This is a genomic window from Dyadobacter sp. 32 (assembly GCF_902506755.1).
Lineage (GTDB): Bacteria > Bacteroidota > Bacteroidia > Cytophagales > Spirosomataceae > Dyadobacter.
Window position 1 is genome coordinate 3,976,538 of the sequence record NZ_LR735258.1, and the last position, 16,927, is coordinate 3,993,464.

The 16,927-nt window shown below is 45.8% G+C and carries 13 protein-coding genes; 2 read left to right on the plus strand and 11 right to left on the minus strand.

The annotated features are described in order from the left end of the window. Position 1: 1 nt before the first annotated feature. Positions 2 to 307 (minus strand): type II toxin-antitoxin system HigB family toxin, encoded by a 306-nt coding sequence (locus DYADSP32_RS16085; RefSeq protein ID WP_149241785.1) that lies wholly within the window; start codon positions 305 to 307, stop codon positions 2 to 4. 1,162 nt (positions 308 to 1,469) lie between these two features. On the opposite strand from DYADSP32_RS16085, the gene DYADSP32_RS16090 reads away from it, so the two are divergent. Further along, entirely contained in the window at positions 1,470 to 2,003 is a 534-nt protein-coding gene (locus DYADSP32_RS16090) for a hypothetical protein (protein WP_149241784.1), read from the plus strand. Between the two features lie 105 nt (positions 2,004 to 2,108). On the opposite strand, the gene DYADSP32_RS16095 is transcribed toward DYADSP32_RS16090, so the two are convergent. The 10 genes from DYADSP32_RS16095 to DYADSP32_RS16140 form a co-directional block, all read right to left on the minus strand. Beyond that, positions 2,109 to 2,534 carry a VOC family protein gene (locus tag DYADSP32_RS16095; protein ID WP_149241783.1) on the minus strand — a complete coding sequence of 142 codons (426 nt, stop codon included), beginning with the start codon at positions 2,532 to 2,534 and terminating at the stop codon, positions 2,109 to 2,111. A 299-nt stretch (positions 2,535 to 2,833) separates the two neighbouring features. Beyond that, complete coding sequence (locus DYADSP32_RS16100; RefSeq protein ID WP_149241782.1) at positions 2,834 to 4,354, minus strand: SusD/RagB family nutrient-binding outer membrane lipoprotein; 1,521 nt, start codon at positions 4,352 to 4,354, stop codon at positions 2,834 to 2,836. A 13-nt stretch (positions 4,355 to 4,367) separates the two neighbouring features. Then, positions 4,368 to 7,559, minus strand: coding sequence for a SusC/RagA family TonB-linked outer membrane protein (locus DYADSP32_RS16105; protein WP_414617828.1), 3,192 nt, complete (start codon positions 7,557 to 7,559; stop codon positions 4,368 to 4,370). 600 nt (positions 7,560 to 8,159) lie between these two features. Then, the gene (locus tag DYADSP32_RS16110; protein ID WP_149241780.1) at positions 8,160 to 11,015 is read right to left on the minus strand and encodes an alpha/beta hydrolase family protein; all 2,856 of its coding nucleotides are present in this window, start codon (positions 11,013 to 11,015) and stop codon (positions 8,160 to 8,162) included. A gap of 253 nt (positions 11,016 to 11,268) precedes the next feature. Further along, entirely contained in the window at positions 11,269 to 11,931 is a 663-nt protein-coding gene (locus DYADSP32_RS16115) for a hypothetical protein (protein WP_149241779.1), read from the minus strand. A gap of 2 nt (positions 11,932 to 11,933) precedes the next feature. Next, positions 11,934 to 12,674, minus strand: coding sequence for a hypothetical protein (locus DYADSP32_RS16120; RefSeq protein WP_149241778.1), 741 nt, complete (start codon positions 12,672 to 12,674; stop codon positions 11,934 to 11,936). A 192-nt stretch (positions 12,675 to 12,866) separates the two neighbouring features. Next, a complete protein-coding gene (locus DYADSP32_RS16125) occupies positions 12,867 to 13,232 on the minus strand; it encodes a DUF1304 domain-containing protein (RefSeq protein ID WP_149241777.1) in 366 nt (121 codons plus the stop codon). A 79-nt stretch (positions 13,233 to 13,311) separates the two neighbouring features. Then, positions 13,312 to 14,058 carry a ThuA domain-containing protein gene (locus DYADSP32_RS16130; RefSeq protein WP_149241776.1) on the minus strand — a complete coding sequence of 249 codons (747 nt, stop codon included), beginning with the start codon at positions 14,056 to 14,058 and terminating at the stop codon, positions 13,312 to 13,314. Positions 14,059 to 14,265: 207 nt separating this feature from the next. After that, entirely contained in the window at positions 14,266 to 15,354 is a 1,089-nt protein-coding gene (locus tag DYADSP32_RS16135; protein WP_414617829.1) for an exo-alpha-sialidase, read from the minus strand. 195 nt (positions 15,355 to 15,549) lie between these two features. Further along, a complete protein-coding gene (locus DYADSP32_RS16140) occupies positions 15,550 to 15,930 on the minus strand; it encodes a winged helix-turn-helix transcriptional regulator (protein ID WP_149241774.1) in 381 nt (126 codons plus the stop codon). Between the two features lie 80 nt (positions 15,931 to 16,010). Between DYADSP32_RS16140 and DYADSP32_RS16145 the strand changes: the two genes are divergently transcribed. Continuing rightward, on the plus strand, positions 16,011 to 16,904 hold the full coding sequence (locus DYADSP32_RS16145; RefSeq protein ID WP_149241773.1) for an NAD(P)H-binding protein: 894 nt from the start codon (positions 16,011 to 16,013) through the stop codon (positions 16,902 to 16,904). Positions 16,905 to 16,927 lie beyond the last annotated feature (23 nt).

Sequence of the window (16,927 nt, forward strand, 5' to 3'; positions counted from 1 at the left end):
TTTACTTTTTGTATTTTACGTTCAATGGGTCAATCCGGTCGTATTCCTTGTGTGTACCTATAAACTTTATATACACCGTCCTTATATTAAAGTGTATCGACGCTATTAATCGGTAATTATTCCCGCCAATGTCAAAAATGAATCGCTCGTTTCCAACATAGTCTGTTGCTGAAAAAGTGGCCTTGACATCTGCAAATGACTTCCAATTTGCCTTTTCTGTTTCTAAAAACCATTTCTCCAAAGCTGATCTCGATCCGGGATACTTGCTGGCAAAGTCACGAACAATTTTATAGGCAATTACAACCACAATTATTATTTAGTAAAAATAAAATATTTTTAGAAATTCTAAAAATTTAGTTTCTAGGTCACCCCATCCACTCAAACTTGCTTTCTGACTGAACAATGGCCTCGAAGTAACTGATTTTGAGGAATCTCAATGGGTTAGGTATATGATGTATTTTTCAGAAGGAAATCCCCTGGCAGAAATTGGAACTAAATTACGCTGTCGCCAGGCTTGTCAATTCACAAAACCATGTGAACTGCAACTCATTTTAGCATTTTGCAATATGAACTCAGGATTGCTTTTGGAGGAGGGCGTTAGGTAGTTTTGCCAATCTGACGTGGCCCTAAGACGGCAACAGCTGGAAATTCTTCCAGCAATTGTGCTATTTCTAATTGTGATTCGCGCTTTATCATCCTTGCAATTATAACACATTGTGTTCGATTTACAAGGAGAAAGCCATCGTATCAGCGGTGGTTATACCTCATTTTCGTCACACGTTCACCCAAAAAATGCACTTCAGCCCTCCACAATCCCAATCTCTTCCTCCGTCAAACCGTGAAGTTCATAAACGAGGTGGTCGATTTGGGTTTCTAAAATTGAGGTATCCGAATGCGGGTCGTTTGTTTTTGCTTCCAGTATGGTATTTACTAGTAGACCAATCCTTTTTCAGGCTGCCCATCTTTGAAATCGTTTAGGAACAGGAGTTACCATTAGCTTATTCCCCCATTGCCCTAAGCGACAATGTTATTTCTTTTACAAATTATCAAAATAAATAACTATTCCACTATCAAACTACGAAAACGCAGTTCATTTACACTGTGCCTTCTTTCATTGACATCGTTAAAAACAGCCCCAAACATATTGTACTATTCCACTATCCACATCAAAGTTTCAAAGAACTTTCGCATTAAAGATAAAAACGTAAACTATTGATTCACAATTACCGTTAACAAGTCATTCATCGGAATAGCAATTTCAATCCGGTATAAGACAAACGATTATTTTAAGAAAGCAAATTTTATCGAACAAGTAAGAAATTTTGAATCAAAAAGGATTACACACCTAACACATAGGAAGAATAAATTGTACTAAAACCATTTTTCTGCAAATTGTCCATCACTCCGGACTCAGTAATTCTACCCGATTCATGTTCTGAAAGTTTTCATTCACCAAATCGGTAAAGATCATGACACAGACACAAAAATATTCACACAACTCCCCTTTTTCGAACCTTAAAAATTCAGTTCAGGGCCTCATTTCTAATTATAGCCACAAATATGCTGAGGTGTTTGAAGCATTATCGAGACAAGTTGCACCGCTAGGCGGGCATTTGCTTGAGGGCGGACATTTGACAAACGAAAGTGGGAGTAAAAATCACAGTAACGCAACAAATGAAAATCCGGATTATTCAGAGAACCGATATTCGGTATTGTACACCCGCAACGGGCATTATCACCATGCCGGCTGCTCTTCGCAGGCAGAAGCCCAATACGTCCTGGGCATGATGATGACCGACGAATACCGTATTCCCGTAGGAATCTACGATGCCAAAAACGACTCATTTGAATGGGAAATGATCGGACAATACTTCCATAGCCAGGATCCAATGAACGAGCAGCAAAGCCGCCTGGACGAGATATTGACCATCGCGCGTGTATTACGCCGCCGCGATTCCAGCTGGCAACCCGGTTACCTGCAAACGCCAAGTTTTTTTGCGTAGGTATCTGGCAATACTGATTGTTACTGCTTACACAATCGGGGATCCTGGCTCACACCAGGGTCCCCGATATTTTTACCTACGATAGAAACCGGAAAAATTACAGCCTCACGCATTTTCAAGCGTCGCTATATCCAGTTTTCTCATTTTCAGAAGTGCGGCCATGGCCCGTTGCCCATTTTCAGGATTGGTCATGATCCGTGCAATACTTCCCGGGACGATCTGCCATGAAAAGCCAAATTTGTCTTTCAGCCAGCCACACATGCTTTCCTGTCCTCCGTCGGCCGTAAGCTTTTCCCAGTAGTAATCGATCTCTTCCTGGTCCTTGCAATTCACAACGAGCGAAACGGCTTCGTTGAATTTAAAATGCGGTCCGCCATTCAGTCCAATCACTTTATAACCGTTCAACTCAAAGGTTACGACCATGGGTGTATCGTCCACAATCTTGGAATTCTTGAATATGGAGCAATAAAACTCCGCCGCGGCTTTGGCGTTGCCATCGAACCACAGGCAAGGGTAAATAGGATTGTTCATAGTTGAATCTTTATTTGTTTTTAGGAATGCCCGAACTAACCGGTTTTGTGAATAATCGCGGGGAAGATATTCTTCTGTTTGAAAGACAATTATTTATCAAAAATCCGGACGAGAATACTACTTTTTTCTGAGGGGTGAAAAGTAGCCGTGCTGGAACCATCCCTATCCCCCCTCAATGCCAGAGGGGGGATCATTCCAACCTTCTTTTTGAAGGTCTAGGATGTAGTTGCAGATCACCAGCGGGGGGGGATCAGATTCAAAAATTCATGTGGTTGCTTTGATTATCGTTGATTTGGAAATCATTTATCCCACCAGACCTTGGTGTCCAGATCGTCTTTTCCCATTCTGGCAATTGCCACAGTTACATTTTCACCGTTCACCGAAATCTCTGAGTTGGGATATGTGAGGCGACGGATAAAGCTTCCCGTAATCCCCTTGCCCGGAAAAGGGTTTGGGGTCAACGAGGGAAACCCACTTCGACGGAAGTTAGCGAAGGCCTCGGGACCGTTCATCAAAGAGGAAATCCAGTACTGCGTATTGATCTGCTCGAGGGCTGTTGCGGCAACTAACGGATGATCCGTTATATACTTGTCAATTGCTGCGGTCTCAATCGCTGAACCTGCATCGTAGTCAGCCATTTGTGCCATGTGCGCCCGAACACCGGCCGTGAAAAAAGTGGTGGCCGATCCTTGTATCCATCCGCGCTGGGCTGCTTCTGCCAATAGCAGCTGCGTTTGTGAATGCGTTACCAGATACATAGGACTTGTTTGTTTAGCCAGACGACTCCTATCGAGCTGGCTATAGTCATAAAAGCTGGCCAGGCCATCGGCAGTCGCTCGAGCGGTGATGGTACTGTTATCGAAACCCAGAGGCATGCCAATCTGCACGGCAGGGTCCGACACCCCCCGGGCTGGCACTTGCTGCGGCCCGGAAGTTGCTCCGACGTACCGCAGCGCGATAGATTTGAGCCTGGGATCATTTGTAGTCTTCAGATAATTCACGAAAGGGGCTGCCAGGTAATAGTTGTTCGCTTCCGTAGCATTCAGTGTACCTCCAAGGGCGTTGGTGTAATTGGCATTATGCCTCACCACACTATTGTCTGTATTAGACGCCAACACCCCACCCTGAAAAGCTGCCAGGGCAGTTTGCTGAGCCAAGGCGGGATCAACTTTGGATAATCTCATACCTGCTCTCAGTAACAAAGAATAACCCAGTTTTTTCCATTTGCTAACCTCCCCTGTGTATAAAATATCCGCCAGCTCTATTGGCTTAGATGCATCAAGCGCTGCAGAAGCTTCCTTCAGTTCCTTAATAATATCCTTGTAAATTAATTCCTGTGCATCGTACTTTGGGGAAACAATTTGATCCGTAAAGCCCTTCCCTGCTTCAAAATAAGGTATATCGCCATAGGTGTCCGTGAGGACCATGTATGAGAATGCCTGCCATATCCTGGCCATGTTTACGAGGTTGGAGCGCGCCGGATCAGTAGAAGCTAACCGGATTGCATCAACGGTATGTCTCGTCACCGTTCGGTAATAACGCTGCCAGATCTCCTGGGTAACACTACGGTTGTCCTGATTGAAGTTGGCACCTGCCAACACGCCCGAATTGGGGGTTACGATCTGTTGTACGATACCCAGATCATACACCAAAGTACCTCCCGGAAAAGAGGCATTCAGCACTGCATTATTTAATAGAAATGCAGGATTTAACGTTGTGATCGCCGTTTTGTTGGTATTCATCTCGTCGTAACCTTTGTCACAGGACGTCGTCACCACGGCCATGATGAGGGATAAACCCAAAATTGATATATGCTTCATGATTGATATCGGTTTAAAATTTGACATTAAGATTAAAGCCCATGCTACGTGTGGTTGGCAAGCCTGTGGCTTCCAGTCCCACGACATTATCGGAGCCATAACCAAATGATTCGGGGTCAATATTGGGCACCCACTTTTTCAGTACCAGAATGTTATTGGCTACAAAACTGACCCGAAGACCTTTGATGGGATAGCTGGCTGGCAATATTCGGGTCAGGTCGTAGCCTGCTGTGAGTTGACGAAACTTCCAGAATCCGGCATTGTAAACAATTGGCTCAACCAATGCCTGCGAGCGAACAACTTCCCAATAGGGTTGCACACCAGCCACTACTTTGTTGACTTCACCCATTTGATTCACGCCCACACCAACTACGCCACCTTCACGCCCCTCCAGCGTCATTTTGTGCAGACCATGCCTCGTAGCATTAAAGTTGGTACCAGACATCATCTTATGTCCAAGCTTGAAATCGAACAAAAAAGAAAGATTAATCCCTTTGTAATTGAGGGTATTGGTAATGCCTCCCACCCATTTTGGAATGGCAGAGCCAAACGAGATGAGATCGGGTGTGCGGAGTGGAATGCCGTTGCCGCCAAAAACCCGCCTCCCCTGAGCGTCGAGCAGGTATCCAAATCCATACAACTGCGCCATGGGCTGGCCTACTACCTGGCGTAGTTCACCATTGAAAACGTGGGTCCCTACCGTGATCCTCTCGCCATCTCTGTCGGTAAGTAAGCTCAATACCTTGGTTTCGTTGTAAGAGCCATTCAAAGAAAGATCCCATTGGAAGTGATCAGTGCTTAGCAAGCCCAGATTCAGCAGCAATTCAACGCCCTGATTTCTGCCGCGTCCGCTGTTGATCAGCCTATTTGTAAAACCTGACCCATCGGAAATCTGAGCGGACACGATTTGATCCTCTGTTATTTTACGATAAAGTGCGAAGTCGATTCCTAGCCGATTGTCCAGCATCTTCAACTCAAGACCCACCTCTGACTCCATTGTCCGCATGGGTCGAAGGTTTGAATTGGGGACTACATTACCACTGATGGAACCAATAGGCTGGAGACCACCGGACTGATTTGGGAACAGGTTGGCGTTGACCCCATAAAACAGGTTATTGGAATAGGGTGAAACATCGGTATCGCTACCTACTTCTGCATAAGCAGCGCGGAGTTTCCCAAAACCAAGCCAATTCGGCAAGTTTTCAAATGCTTGTGAGAAAACAAAACTACCAGATAAGGAAGGATATAAGATACTCCTGTTGGCTGGTGCCAGGGTTGAGAACCAGTCATTTCTTGCGGTAATATTCAGGTATAAAAAATCTTTGTAAGATATTTCACCGGCACCGTATACAGAATTAACCCCTCTTTCTGACAGCGCATACAACGGATCCTTGACACGGGCATTCATGACCGTATACAGGCCCCGAACGATGAAGTCTGTCACCTGCTCACTGTTAAGGTCAGACCGCCGGTACATTTGGTTTCCTCCCAAGGTGAGATCAAATCCAATATCCCCGAACTTCTTGTTTGCTCCAATCAGGAAATCTTTATTAAGTTCACGAAATCGACGGGACTCCTGCGTGTATAGACCATTTACGAACCCGGCTGGTGCAGGGGGACGAGATGCTTGTCCGGTAGGAAAGTTGTTATAATCCTGGTCTCTTGACCAGTAGTCTTGTCCCACACGAGCCTGGGCGTAAAGCCAGGGCAGAAAGTTATAGCGGATTGCGACGTTTCCAAATATTCGGTCGCGACGAATGTTCTGGAATTGTTCGGCCAATATGAAATAAGGATTAGTACGATTCCGGAAGCGAGAGTAAACAAATTCGTCGCCATTGGCATCATACTTTTTTTCGTCAAGTAAATACAGCGGCATGGAATTAGCCATATTATAGATGCTCGTTGGAATCGAATTATCTTGCTCAGCAATGACAGGAGGATTTTTGTTGTTCTCAAACGAATAGTTGATATTTCCCGTCACTGAAAGCTTTTTGGAAAGGTCGTAGCTAAAACCCAAATTAACCGTTTTACGGTTAAAGGAGTTGTTTGGAACAATCCCCTTATTATCCATATTGGATAGAGAAAGGTTAAATCCGCCCTTTTCAGAAGCCGAAGACAGGGAGATTGTGTTGGTAAAATTGGTACCATTCCTGAAAAAATCACGGATACGGTTTCTGACTGGTGCATAAGGCACGGTAACCCCGTCAAAAAGTACCTGTGTCATACCTGGCTGAAATTTCTCTCCAAAAGACCATTGCCCGGAGGTGGGATTCGCTGTTGTAGGACGTACACCATTTTCTCCTTGTCCATATTCGTATTGATAATCCGTAAAATCCAACGGCGTATCGACCGTGAAATTAGTGTTGTAACTCACACCAAGCCCTTTGCGATCTCCTTTTGTTTTTGTGGTCACCATGATCACTCCGTCCTTTGCCCGGGATCCGTATAAAGCGGCTGCCGTAGCGCCTTTCAATACAGTCATACTTTCAATATCATCTGGGTTTATACTCGAAAGGCCGTCTCCGCCGTCAGATGTATTTCCGCCTCCAGCCCTTACGCCAATCGAGTTATCAGAAGATTGATTCCCTGGATTTGTACTAAAGTTGGTATTGTCTATCGGCACACCATTTACAACTATTAACGGCGAGTTTTGTCCTGAAAAGGACGACTGTCCACGGATCCGGATCTTGGAACTACCTCCCGGGCCCGTGCCGAGGCTGGTAATATTTACGCCGGCTATCTTTCCCTGAAGTGTATTCACAAAATTGGGCGTACGGTTTACATTAATCTGATCCGCACCCACAGTCGTTGTGGCGTAACCAAGCTTCTTCGACTCCTTCTTAATGCCAAGAGCGGTTACCACGATCTCGTCGAGGCTGGTAGCAGACTCTTCAAGACTAACTTCCAGTTTACTTTGACCGTTCAAGGGGACCTCTTGGGAACGATATCCAATAAAGCTAAAAACAAGTGTCGCATTTGGTGTGACATTTATTTCAAATGTCCCGTCAGCCGTTGTGATTGTCCCTATGGTGGTCCCAGGCGGGCCTTTCAAGACCACAGACACCCCTGGGATTGGCGACCCATCCCTGCTATTTACCACAGTACCGATCACCTTCTCGGTCTGAGCGTAGGAAGCACTTAATGCAGATACTGCTAACACCAAGATTAACAGTAATTTAAATCGGCAGATGTTTCTCATATTCATAAAAAATTAGGTTCAATTGGAAAAACCAAAAAGTCAACAATCTACTAATAGTAAAATCTAATATTGGTATTGTTACATATGGTGACATGTAAGAATGATGGACAGGTGGCCCGCGAGAAGAAATGTCAATATGACATGAAATCCCGCAAGGGAGCCAGCAAAGAGGCAAAATGAGCCAGACAGGTAAGCGAGTAATCCGTTAAATAAATACTAAAAAAACTTTGTGGCCTCGACAAAAAATTTTCTGAAAAATGGAAGATTCCTGGCTTGTAATGATTGGGCCGAGATGTTTTTTATCGATCCGACGTAGCATTGAAAGATGCAGAGGAAGAATTGAATATGGAGGCCGCCCCCCCCTCACCTATCTCGACAGGTCTGCACAAGAAAGGTCACTGGTAGTTTGCAAAGTGGAAGGAGCCCCCCCGTGTATTTCGTTGTCATTTTCTATCCGGCATGCATGATTACCGGCAGGATTTGTCAAACGCGGATGCTGAGGAGCAATTGCGGGATTGCTAAGTGGCCTTGGTGGGAACGAGATGGGAATATGCCTGACTTATGTACTTTCAAGTCAGGCATCAGGTATATATATTTGTGCCGCTTTTATTTTTTCACGGGGTCAAGGTGTTGATTAATACCCTTCTCCACGTAAGGCAAGCCTTCAGCCAGCCAGGATGGTAAGGGGCCGTCTTTCAGGTAATAATCAAAATATTGGTAAAGTCTCACGGCAAAATCCTTCATGTTCTGTCGTTTGCCCAGTCCGTGTTTTTCACCGTTGTAATTGAGCATCCACACGGGTTTTCCAAGCCTTTTCAACGCCATATAAAATTCAATTCCCTGATACCACGGTACCGCACCATCGTCGTCATTGTGCATCATGAGCAAGGGCGTTTGTATTTTCGGCGCATAAAATAAGGGGGAATTTTCAATATAGAGCAATGGTTTCTCCCATAAGGTTGCCCCGATACGACTTTGCGTTTTTTCATATTGTGCCTGACGGGTAAGCCCTGTATCCCAGCGTATGCCACCATAGGCACTCGTCATATTGGCCACAGGGGCACCCGCTTCTGCTGCACGGAAAAGGTTCGTTTGCCCAACCAGATAGGCTGTCTGATATCCTCCCCAGCTATGTCCTGAAATACCGATCCGATCTTGATCTACAAATCCTTTATCGATCTGGCTTAAAACTCCTGGAATGAGGCAGTTGTATGCACTCTGACCCGGATAACCAATTTTGTAAACAATATCAGGCACGAAGACGACATAGCCATTACTCGCAAAATAACTGAAATTGATGTACGAGCGAATCGGCTTGGGCACAAAATGCATGTGCAGGTTGTCGGTGTTTTTTTCATAATAATAGACCATCATCGGATATTTCCTGGATGGATCGAAATTCTCCGGCTTGTAAAGCAATCCTTGCAGTGGTGTACCGTCACCAGCCAGCCAGTTAACCATTTCTACCGTCCCCCAGTTGTATTCGTCCTGCTGCGGGTTGGTATTTGTAATTTTGGTTACAGTTTTAAAATCAGGATCAGCCACGTGCCAATCGGGATAGTCGCGGAACGTTTCTTTGGTAAAAAATAACTTCTCGGCATTTTTTGCTTTCAACACCGCATTGCCCGCCTTGAAATCCCCCTCATACAACCTGGCGATCGTACCACCGGCGGAATTGAGTCTGTAGTAACCGGTTTGCTTTGAAGGCTCATGGAATGCCGAAAGCATGATGGATTTGGAGAGATCTATATTATGTTCCTCCGGATCCAGCTTTACATACCGGTATTTTCGTTTTTCTTCCCGGCCTTTGGTGAGCCTTCGCATATTTTCCGGAGCGGTTGGCGCTACTTCCCACAAATCATACCGATCATAGACGATTACCTGCTCATCTCCTTTTGTCCAGCCAGCCAGCCCGTAAGGATTCGGGAAATCGGGGTGATCATCTTCTTCATCGGCGAAGTTCACCTGTTTGTTTGTCGTCAAACGTAGCGTTTGCCCTTTGATCACATCATAGGCAAACCAGGCTGTGTCCGGATTGGAAAACCAATAGGCATATTTTCCTTCCGGCGACATGCGGGCGCTGCCTTCCAGCTTTTCCTTGATGCGCTTAGCCGTTCCGTCAGAGGTGTTGATGAGGTATACATCCCCCTTTGGGTTCCAGTCCCAATGCTCGTGGGAGTACTTGTCCGTGGAAGTAGCCAGCACAAAACCCCCATTTCCCTCATTGACCAGTTCCGTATCGGTCAATTTCTCATTACCTAATTGTACCCGTTTTTTGCTGTCTACATGGTAAACGGCCAGATAGGATCGTTTTTTGTCCTGTTCAAGCGTGACCTTCTGGCGCGTCTGAAGGTTTTTGTCCTGCCAATGCCATACTTCCACGTTCACGATCTCATCGGGCAACAGCGTAGTATCCGCAACGATCGGCCGGGGGTTGGTTCCAAAGTATAGCTTCGTTCCATCCTTCGAAAACTCCGGTGCATAATGCGCACTGACCAGCCAACCCGTGCTTCCAGGCTGATTAGATTCCTCGGCGATCAGTTCCGCTTTGTCTGTACCGCTTTTCCAATGGTAAAGCTTGGGTAGTCTTATCTGCGTTTTAGAGTTTGTATCGGCGTCGGCTATGAATGCCAGCTGGTCTGTTGTTTTGGCAAAAGACAGTTTACTGAAACGGTGTTTGCTTAAGCCCTCATGGATCAATTTAGCGTTGTCAGTCGAGGCATCCCACACATACACCCCTGCTTTGAGGGTGGAGTCGTTTCCGGCGGTAGCAAATGCGAGCCATTTCCCATTTTCCGATACGGCATACTCCCGCACATAGCCAAACATTTGTTCCTGTCCAGTTTTCAGATTGCGCAGGATCATTTTGTAGCCGTTCTCCTCATTTTCCTTTTTGGGCGATTTCGGAGATTTTACGGCTTTGGCAGTGGTATCCTTCTTTTCTTTTGGAGCCACCGTAGCTTCCAGCTGATAGGCCAGCCAGCTCCCTGCCTTCTCAGGAACTTTGAAACCCAACACATCTGCGATTTTCAACACCGAACGGGTTCTCAAATTACAAATCGCCAGAGAATCCTTGGGCAGTTCTTCTTTTTTCTTTTTAGCCCTTTTGGCCTCTTTCACCAGATTGAGTTGCGGCTTGATCTTGAACACGGCAAATTCTGAATCGGCAGTAAGCCGTGCTCCGGATCCTCTGGGAACAGAGTCGATCCGTGAAGTTGCCAGCTCCCGGATGATCATTCTGCCATCGCCTTCCTGCGGATTTTGCCCGTAAACAAAATACTTCCCGTCATTGGTCACGACTCTTTCGGTATTATCCTGCCAGAAATCGTACACGCTGTGGCTCAGGGGCTTTTTTACAAGCGGGCCTACGATTTTGACCGGTGTTTTCTTTCGTTGTTTCTGTTGGGACCACCCTGGGATACTGAGAAGCAATACGCAGGCAGCCAGAAGAACCTTACTCATTGGGTATAGGAAATTGAAATGTTCGGTTTATGTTTCAGTCAAACATACTCAATTTGATGGGAAGATTGAAATGGCTGCAACTTGCGTTGATAACAGCCATTTTCCGGCCAGTCAAAAATCCAGCCATAAGGGAATTGCTCTGAGGTTACTAAACTTAAAATCTTCGTTAGAAATACACGATTGAAAAATGACAGCGTAATGTCTGTAAAAAAGGTTGATTCTGATCAAATACACGGTTCTCATAGTAGGAATTTCAAATGCCCCGCCGATTAAGTTCCATGGTAATGGCTTTGTATTTCCGTTTGTTCTTGATACCTAAAATTGTAAACGGCATACCAATCCCCGTTGAAACACCAAGGCCGATTGCAATTGGAACGCCCCCGCGAAGTTCATCACTGAGCGTAAAAATCGAAGCAAATGCCTGGATGAAGCCAACTACTACAAAACCCCCACCCACTACGAATGTCGTAATACCAACTGCCTTTTGGGGAGCGTATCTTTGCCCGTACAACTCCTTTTTTTCCAAAAGCCTATCCGTTTGCCATGCAGATATTTCCTTTTGGAATGAGGTTTTGTAAGCCATTTTATAATACCTGGGGTCATTTACCTGGGAATAGTTAGCTTGGGACTGGTTGAATTCCTCCACGTCACCATTGCCAAAAAACACTTTTCTCACTTCGTTTTTGGGAATCGTTCGCGAAACAGCCGTATCTCCCTTAAAATTCCTGTAGGTTAACGACATCAATCCAACCTCCGTAATTTTAACCGACAAAGTATCCTTTTTGAATGTTACAATAAGGTCTGCGGCACGGTCTTGCCCCTGCAAACGGATGGCAATAAAAAATAGAGCTATAAAAAAACAAAAACCTGGTTGTCGAGTTATCCTTGCATGGTTCACATCGATGTTCATTTTCATTTCTAAAACTGTAAGGAAAGTGAAACAGACACATTTCGCTGATACGGGTCGAATGATGGCCGGATTTTCAATTGGTTTTGGGAAACCTTTCTTTTGGCTAACTCCTTCTCTACCAGCAATGCTTTACTTTTATACTTACGGGAAGTAAGTCCACCGATCACGCCTACAAGAATCCCCGTTCCCAACCCGGCCACAAGCAATAATTCTCCACCCTTTCGCTTTTCATAGTCACTACCGTAATAGCTATAACCTGATTTTGCATCGACACTATTCATCAAAATAATCCCAGCAATAGCAGCAACTCCTCCCACAACGCCAAATGCAGCCGCCATTACCTTTCTTTCTCTGGCTTTTGATTTATAAAAATCCAGGGAATGCTTCAACTCCAGGGAGTTTCTGCCTGGTAAATTATCCATAAATCCAGGGACTTTCCAGGGTGTATCAGAATATACCCCCGACGATCCCATATTCATCAGACCTACCGTAGCAGAAAAGCTTTCTTCTTCACCATTCCCAAACAATATGCGTGCTATCTCTGATTTAAGGGTGAGAAAAACCGGTCCATCGGGATCTGATAACTTTTTGTATTCTATGGTCAGCTCATTGACCCGTATAATCTTGCAATCTATTCTAACACTGTCCCGTTTGATGATCAGATCATTTTTCCGGTCCTGAGCAAAGGTGGTAAGAGCAAAAAGAAGAAAGCCAGTAAGCAGGCTTGCTTTTCCGAGAAAGAACACCATGGCTTTGAGAGTTTTTAATTGCCGGTTTCGAAGATTCAAAAACAGCCCTAAATCTAAAAGATATATTCAATTCAAACGATCGTTAATCTGAATTGCGCATCGCATCAATTTAAAGCACCATTCCTTTCCATACAAGCACCCCGAGATACATAGCCTGACATCAGCACATTAACACCAATCCAACCGTTGATTTTACCTCAGATGCAACACCACCAGCGCCACAATTGCCGGCAAAGCTTGTATAAAAAATATCTTTTTGCTCGCAGTAACTGCGCCATAAACACCTGCCACAATGATACAGGTCAGGAAGAAAATGGCGATGTAGAAAGACCAGTGATGATCCTGAATGAAAAAGGTCCAGATTAACCCTGCAGCGAGGAAGCCGTTGTAAAGACCCTGGTTGGCGGCTAACGTTTTGGTAGGCTTAAAAAGCTCCGGCGCCAGCGATCCTTTGAAAGTTTCTTTACCTTTGGTCTCCCAGGCAAACATTTCGATGTATAAGATGTAAAGGTGTTCGATGGCCACTAAGCCAACAAGGATTTTTGCCAGGATTTCCATTGTGTTAAGGTTTATTAGTTAGCACCTTTTCTTAAATAAATTAGGAAGTTGCTCCTGATCAGGAAGTACGTTTCCAAGCCTACTTCACTCCCTTCCCCGTAGCCGCCCAGTAAATACCGCCGTAAAGGTGATCCAGAAAGAACTGGTCGGAATACACCAACCCAATGTGCCCGAGACCGGTGTAAAATGCACGACCACCATCGTAGGGATGATACCATGCAATCGGGTGTATGTCACCCATGCCGTTGCCTTTACTCGTCTTGGCGCTATAGGTTTTTTCGTCAAGCGTGATCAGGAATTTCAAATCGTTGGATTTGTAGGGCTTCTGGTATTCGTACCACTCGTCGGTCCAGAGCATACGTTTCGGGAATCGTTCCAGGCCGGGAAAATTACTGTCGACCACATCCAGGTAGGCCGTTTGTTGGGCAGGGTGCGTATGGAACATCATACCGACCATTTTGGTATACCAGGGCCAGTCATATTCCGTATCCGCAGCGGCATGGATACCTACCCATCCTTTGCCGGATTGGATGTATTTTTCAAAAGCCGTCTGCTGTTCTGCATTTAGGATATCGCCGGTGGTGTTCAGAAAAATTACCACATCGAAGTTTTTAAGCCGTTGTTCGCTAAATACCGACGGATCTTCCTGCCAGTCCACTGTAAAATTGTGCCTCGCAGCCAGATTTCTAACGCCGGCCACGCCTTCGTGAATGGAGGTATGGTGAAAACCAGCCGTTTTGGTAAACAGCAATGCTTTGAATTGCTGCGCATTCGCACAGACTACAGTGGCTACTGCGAACAGCAGGGTTAAAGTTTTCCTTAACATATTTTTGTCAAATTGAAATGGTGAAATAGCAGATCAACTGCGGGCACAAAGATTGCCAGCAATCCGACCGCTTCACAGTTTACTATAAAGGCCGACCAACCGGCGGATTTACTTACTATCCGGCAGGGGCTTGCCCGTTCACGGCATGAAGGATCACAATCCCTGAGAAGCCAGATTTCAGGAATCTTCAATGGTGGCACAGGGTAATTACTTTGCCGCAGGGGGAGTCCAGATAGAGGCGCCGATATAGCGTTCAGGCCCTGTTTGCTTATCCATGAAATAATATACAGCCACAATTTTCCCATCCGGGCGTTCCACCACACGCGGGTAGCCTACATCCCTTCCCGAGCCATCGTTTCGAAGCACGTAATCATTTCCCCAGGTTTTGCCCTCATCCGGGCTGATCCGGGCTCGAATGTCGCTGGTGGTACCGCTGCCCGGATCCGAGCGAAAACCATAAATCAGGCAGATGCGGCCGTCTTTCATCTTTACCATGGCAGGGGGATTTCCTACACCTGTGTCATCCACGGCTTTCCCGCGATATGTCCAGCTGAGGCCATTGTCTGCCGAATAATACGACCCAATGTAGCTGACCTCCCCTTCTTTGATCCTCATGGTAACAAGTAATTCATTTTTTGAAAGGCGAACAGACGCCGGCATGATTGCGTAGCCCGCAGGCTCCTCACCGATCCAGGAAACAAAACGCCAATTCTTACCTCCATCAACGGTTTTCACACACATCACACGGCCTTCTTTGCCATTCTTTTTCTGTGCTGTCAGGAACAGCATCACTTCATTTTCGCCGTCCACAATGTAATCAGTGCGTGCCATGGTGCCGGATGTACCAAAATCGGTCAAGGAGTAGGGCCCCTTCCAGTCTAAACCCTTGTTGTAGGAATACCAGAAAGCAGAATGATCATCCTTTCCCATACGGACAGTCAGCGCAAAATCAGGATGTCTGAAATTAATTTTGGCAGGAAGCGGAGTTGCCGGAGCAGTCTTCACATCTGTCCTCTGCAAGCCAAAGGATGTGTAGGAAGCCAGGCCCTTCTTTCCGGGATCCTCCACTACCCAGTTTTCCCCGCCGTCCCTGCTTCTGGCCAATACCTGAAGAACCGTTTTTTCCCTATCAATGTTGTGCCGGTTTCCCATGTCCTTGTGGTAGCCCTGTGAGAATCCCGTCAGGATTTCATTGCCCCAGATCCAGATCCCATGATTAGCGGGCCATCCGGCATAACGTCCTTTTTCATGATAAACCTTGACATGCCGTACATCGTTTGCTAACCCCTGAGACAAGGAATAATTACAACAAAATACTGTAATAGCATATACTATAAAAATTAAAAAGCAGGATCTGTTTACCATTGGACGGGATGAGTCAATATGTTTTAACGACTACCCTAGTACTGCATAATAATACTTTCAGGCACCCTCTGGGAACAAAATACGCACGCATTCACGCCAGGTGGGTTTACCATTAACCTCTTCCTCCTACAAGGCACCCACATTTGCTTCTGGATTCCGTTCCATGTCTTTGATAGCCCACTTAGCCATTTCTTTGATAACGGCATCCAGCTCTCTGCCGGATTCTGTCAGCGTATAAGTCACATAAGGTGGCACAACCGGCTTTGCTTCCCGAATCAGTAAACGGTCCGCTTCGAGTTGTTTGAGATGCTGTATCAGCATTTTTTCGGTGATATGCGGCATTTCCCGTTTGATCTCGCTATACCGTTTACTGCCGGATAGGAGATGATACAAAATAATCGGCTTCCAATGCCCGCCTATTTTATTCATCACATAGGTAACCGGGCAGGTCTTCAACACGATATCCCGGTTGGCGTGGTAGGTTGAGCTTTCCTTAACTTTTGTCATATATACGCACTTTGGGGTAAGTACTTGTATAAAAGTAAGTACAAATATAGCTTTGCATTTTCATTAATCAATAATTAACTATGAAATATATCATCACAGGATCGTTGGGACATATCAGCTTACCGGTTACCAAAAATCTGGTCGCAGCCGGGCATGACGTCACCGTAATCAGTAGCAAACAGGACAGGAAATCGGAAATAGAAACTCTGGGTGCGACAGCCGCTATCGGATCTGCTACCGATGCTGCTTTTATCTCCGAAGTATTCAAGAATGCAGATGTCGCTTACCTCATGGTGCCCAGTGACTTTTCGGTAACTGATTATCCCAAAATGCAGCGCGATGTTGCGGACAATTATGTACAGGCGATTAAAACAAGCTCCATCACTCATGTGGTATTGTTAAGCAGCATTGGTGCAGATCTGAGAACCGGTACCGGCCCTATCGATGGGCTGGGTTATCTGGAGGAAAAATTGCTCGCGCTTCAGAATGTGCATACAAAATTTCTACGGCCGTCCTACTTTTTTGCGAACCTGTATAGCCAGGCGGGTTTACTTAAGCATGCAGGAATCACAGGAAGCAACTTTGGCGATTCGGATGAAAAATTGGTGCTGGTCGACACCCGCGACATTGCCATAGAAGCATCCAAGCAACTCCTGGATCTGAGCTTTACGGGAACCAGCGTTTCCTATATCGGCGGGGACGAACGCCATCCGAAGGAAATCGCCGCCATTTTGGGTAATGCTGTGGGCAAAGAGCATACGCCCTGGGTCACCTTTACCGATGACGAGTCCAGAAAGGGCATGCTGGATGCAGGACTGAATCCTGGTTTTGCAGAATTGTATGTGCAAATGGGCCAGGCAATCCGCAGTGGCAGGTTGCAGGCCGACTACTGGAAAAACCGGCCAGCGGTTTTGGGAAATTACAAGCTGGAAGATTTCGCAAAAGATTTCGCAACGGCTTATCAGCAGCGTTGAGGTTCGCAGAAAATGACCAGACA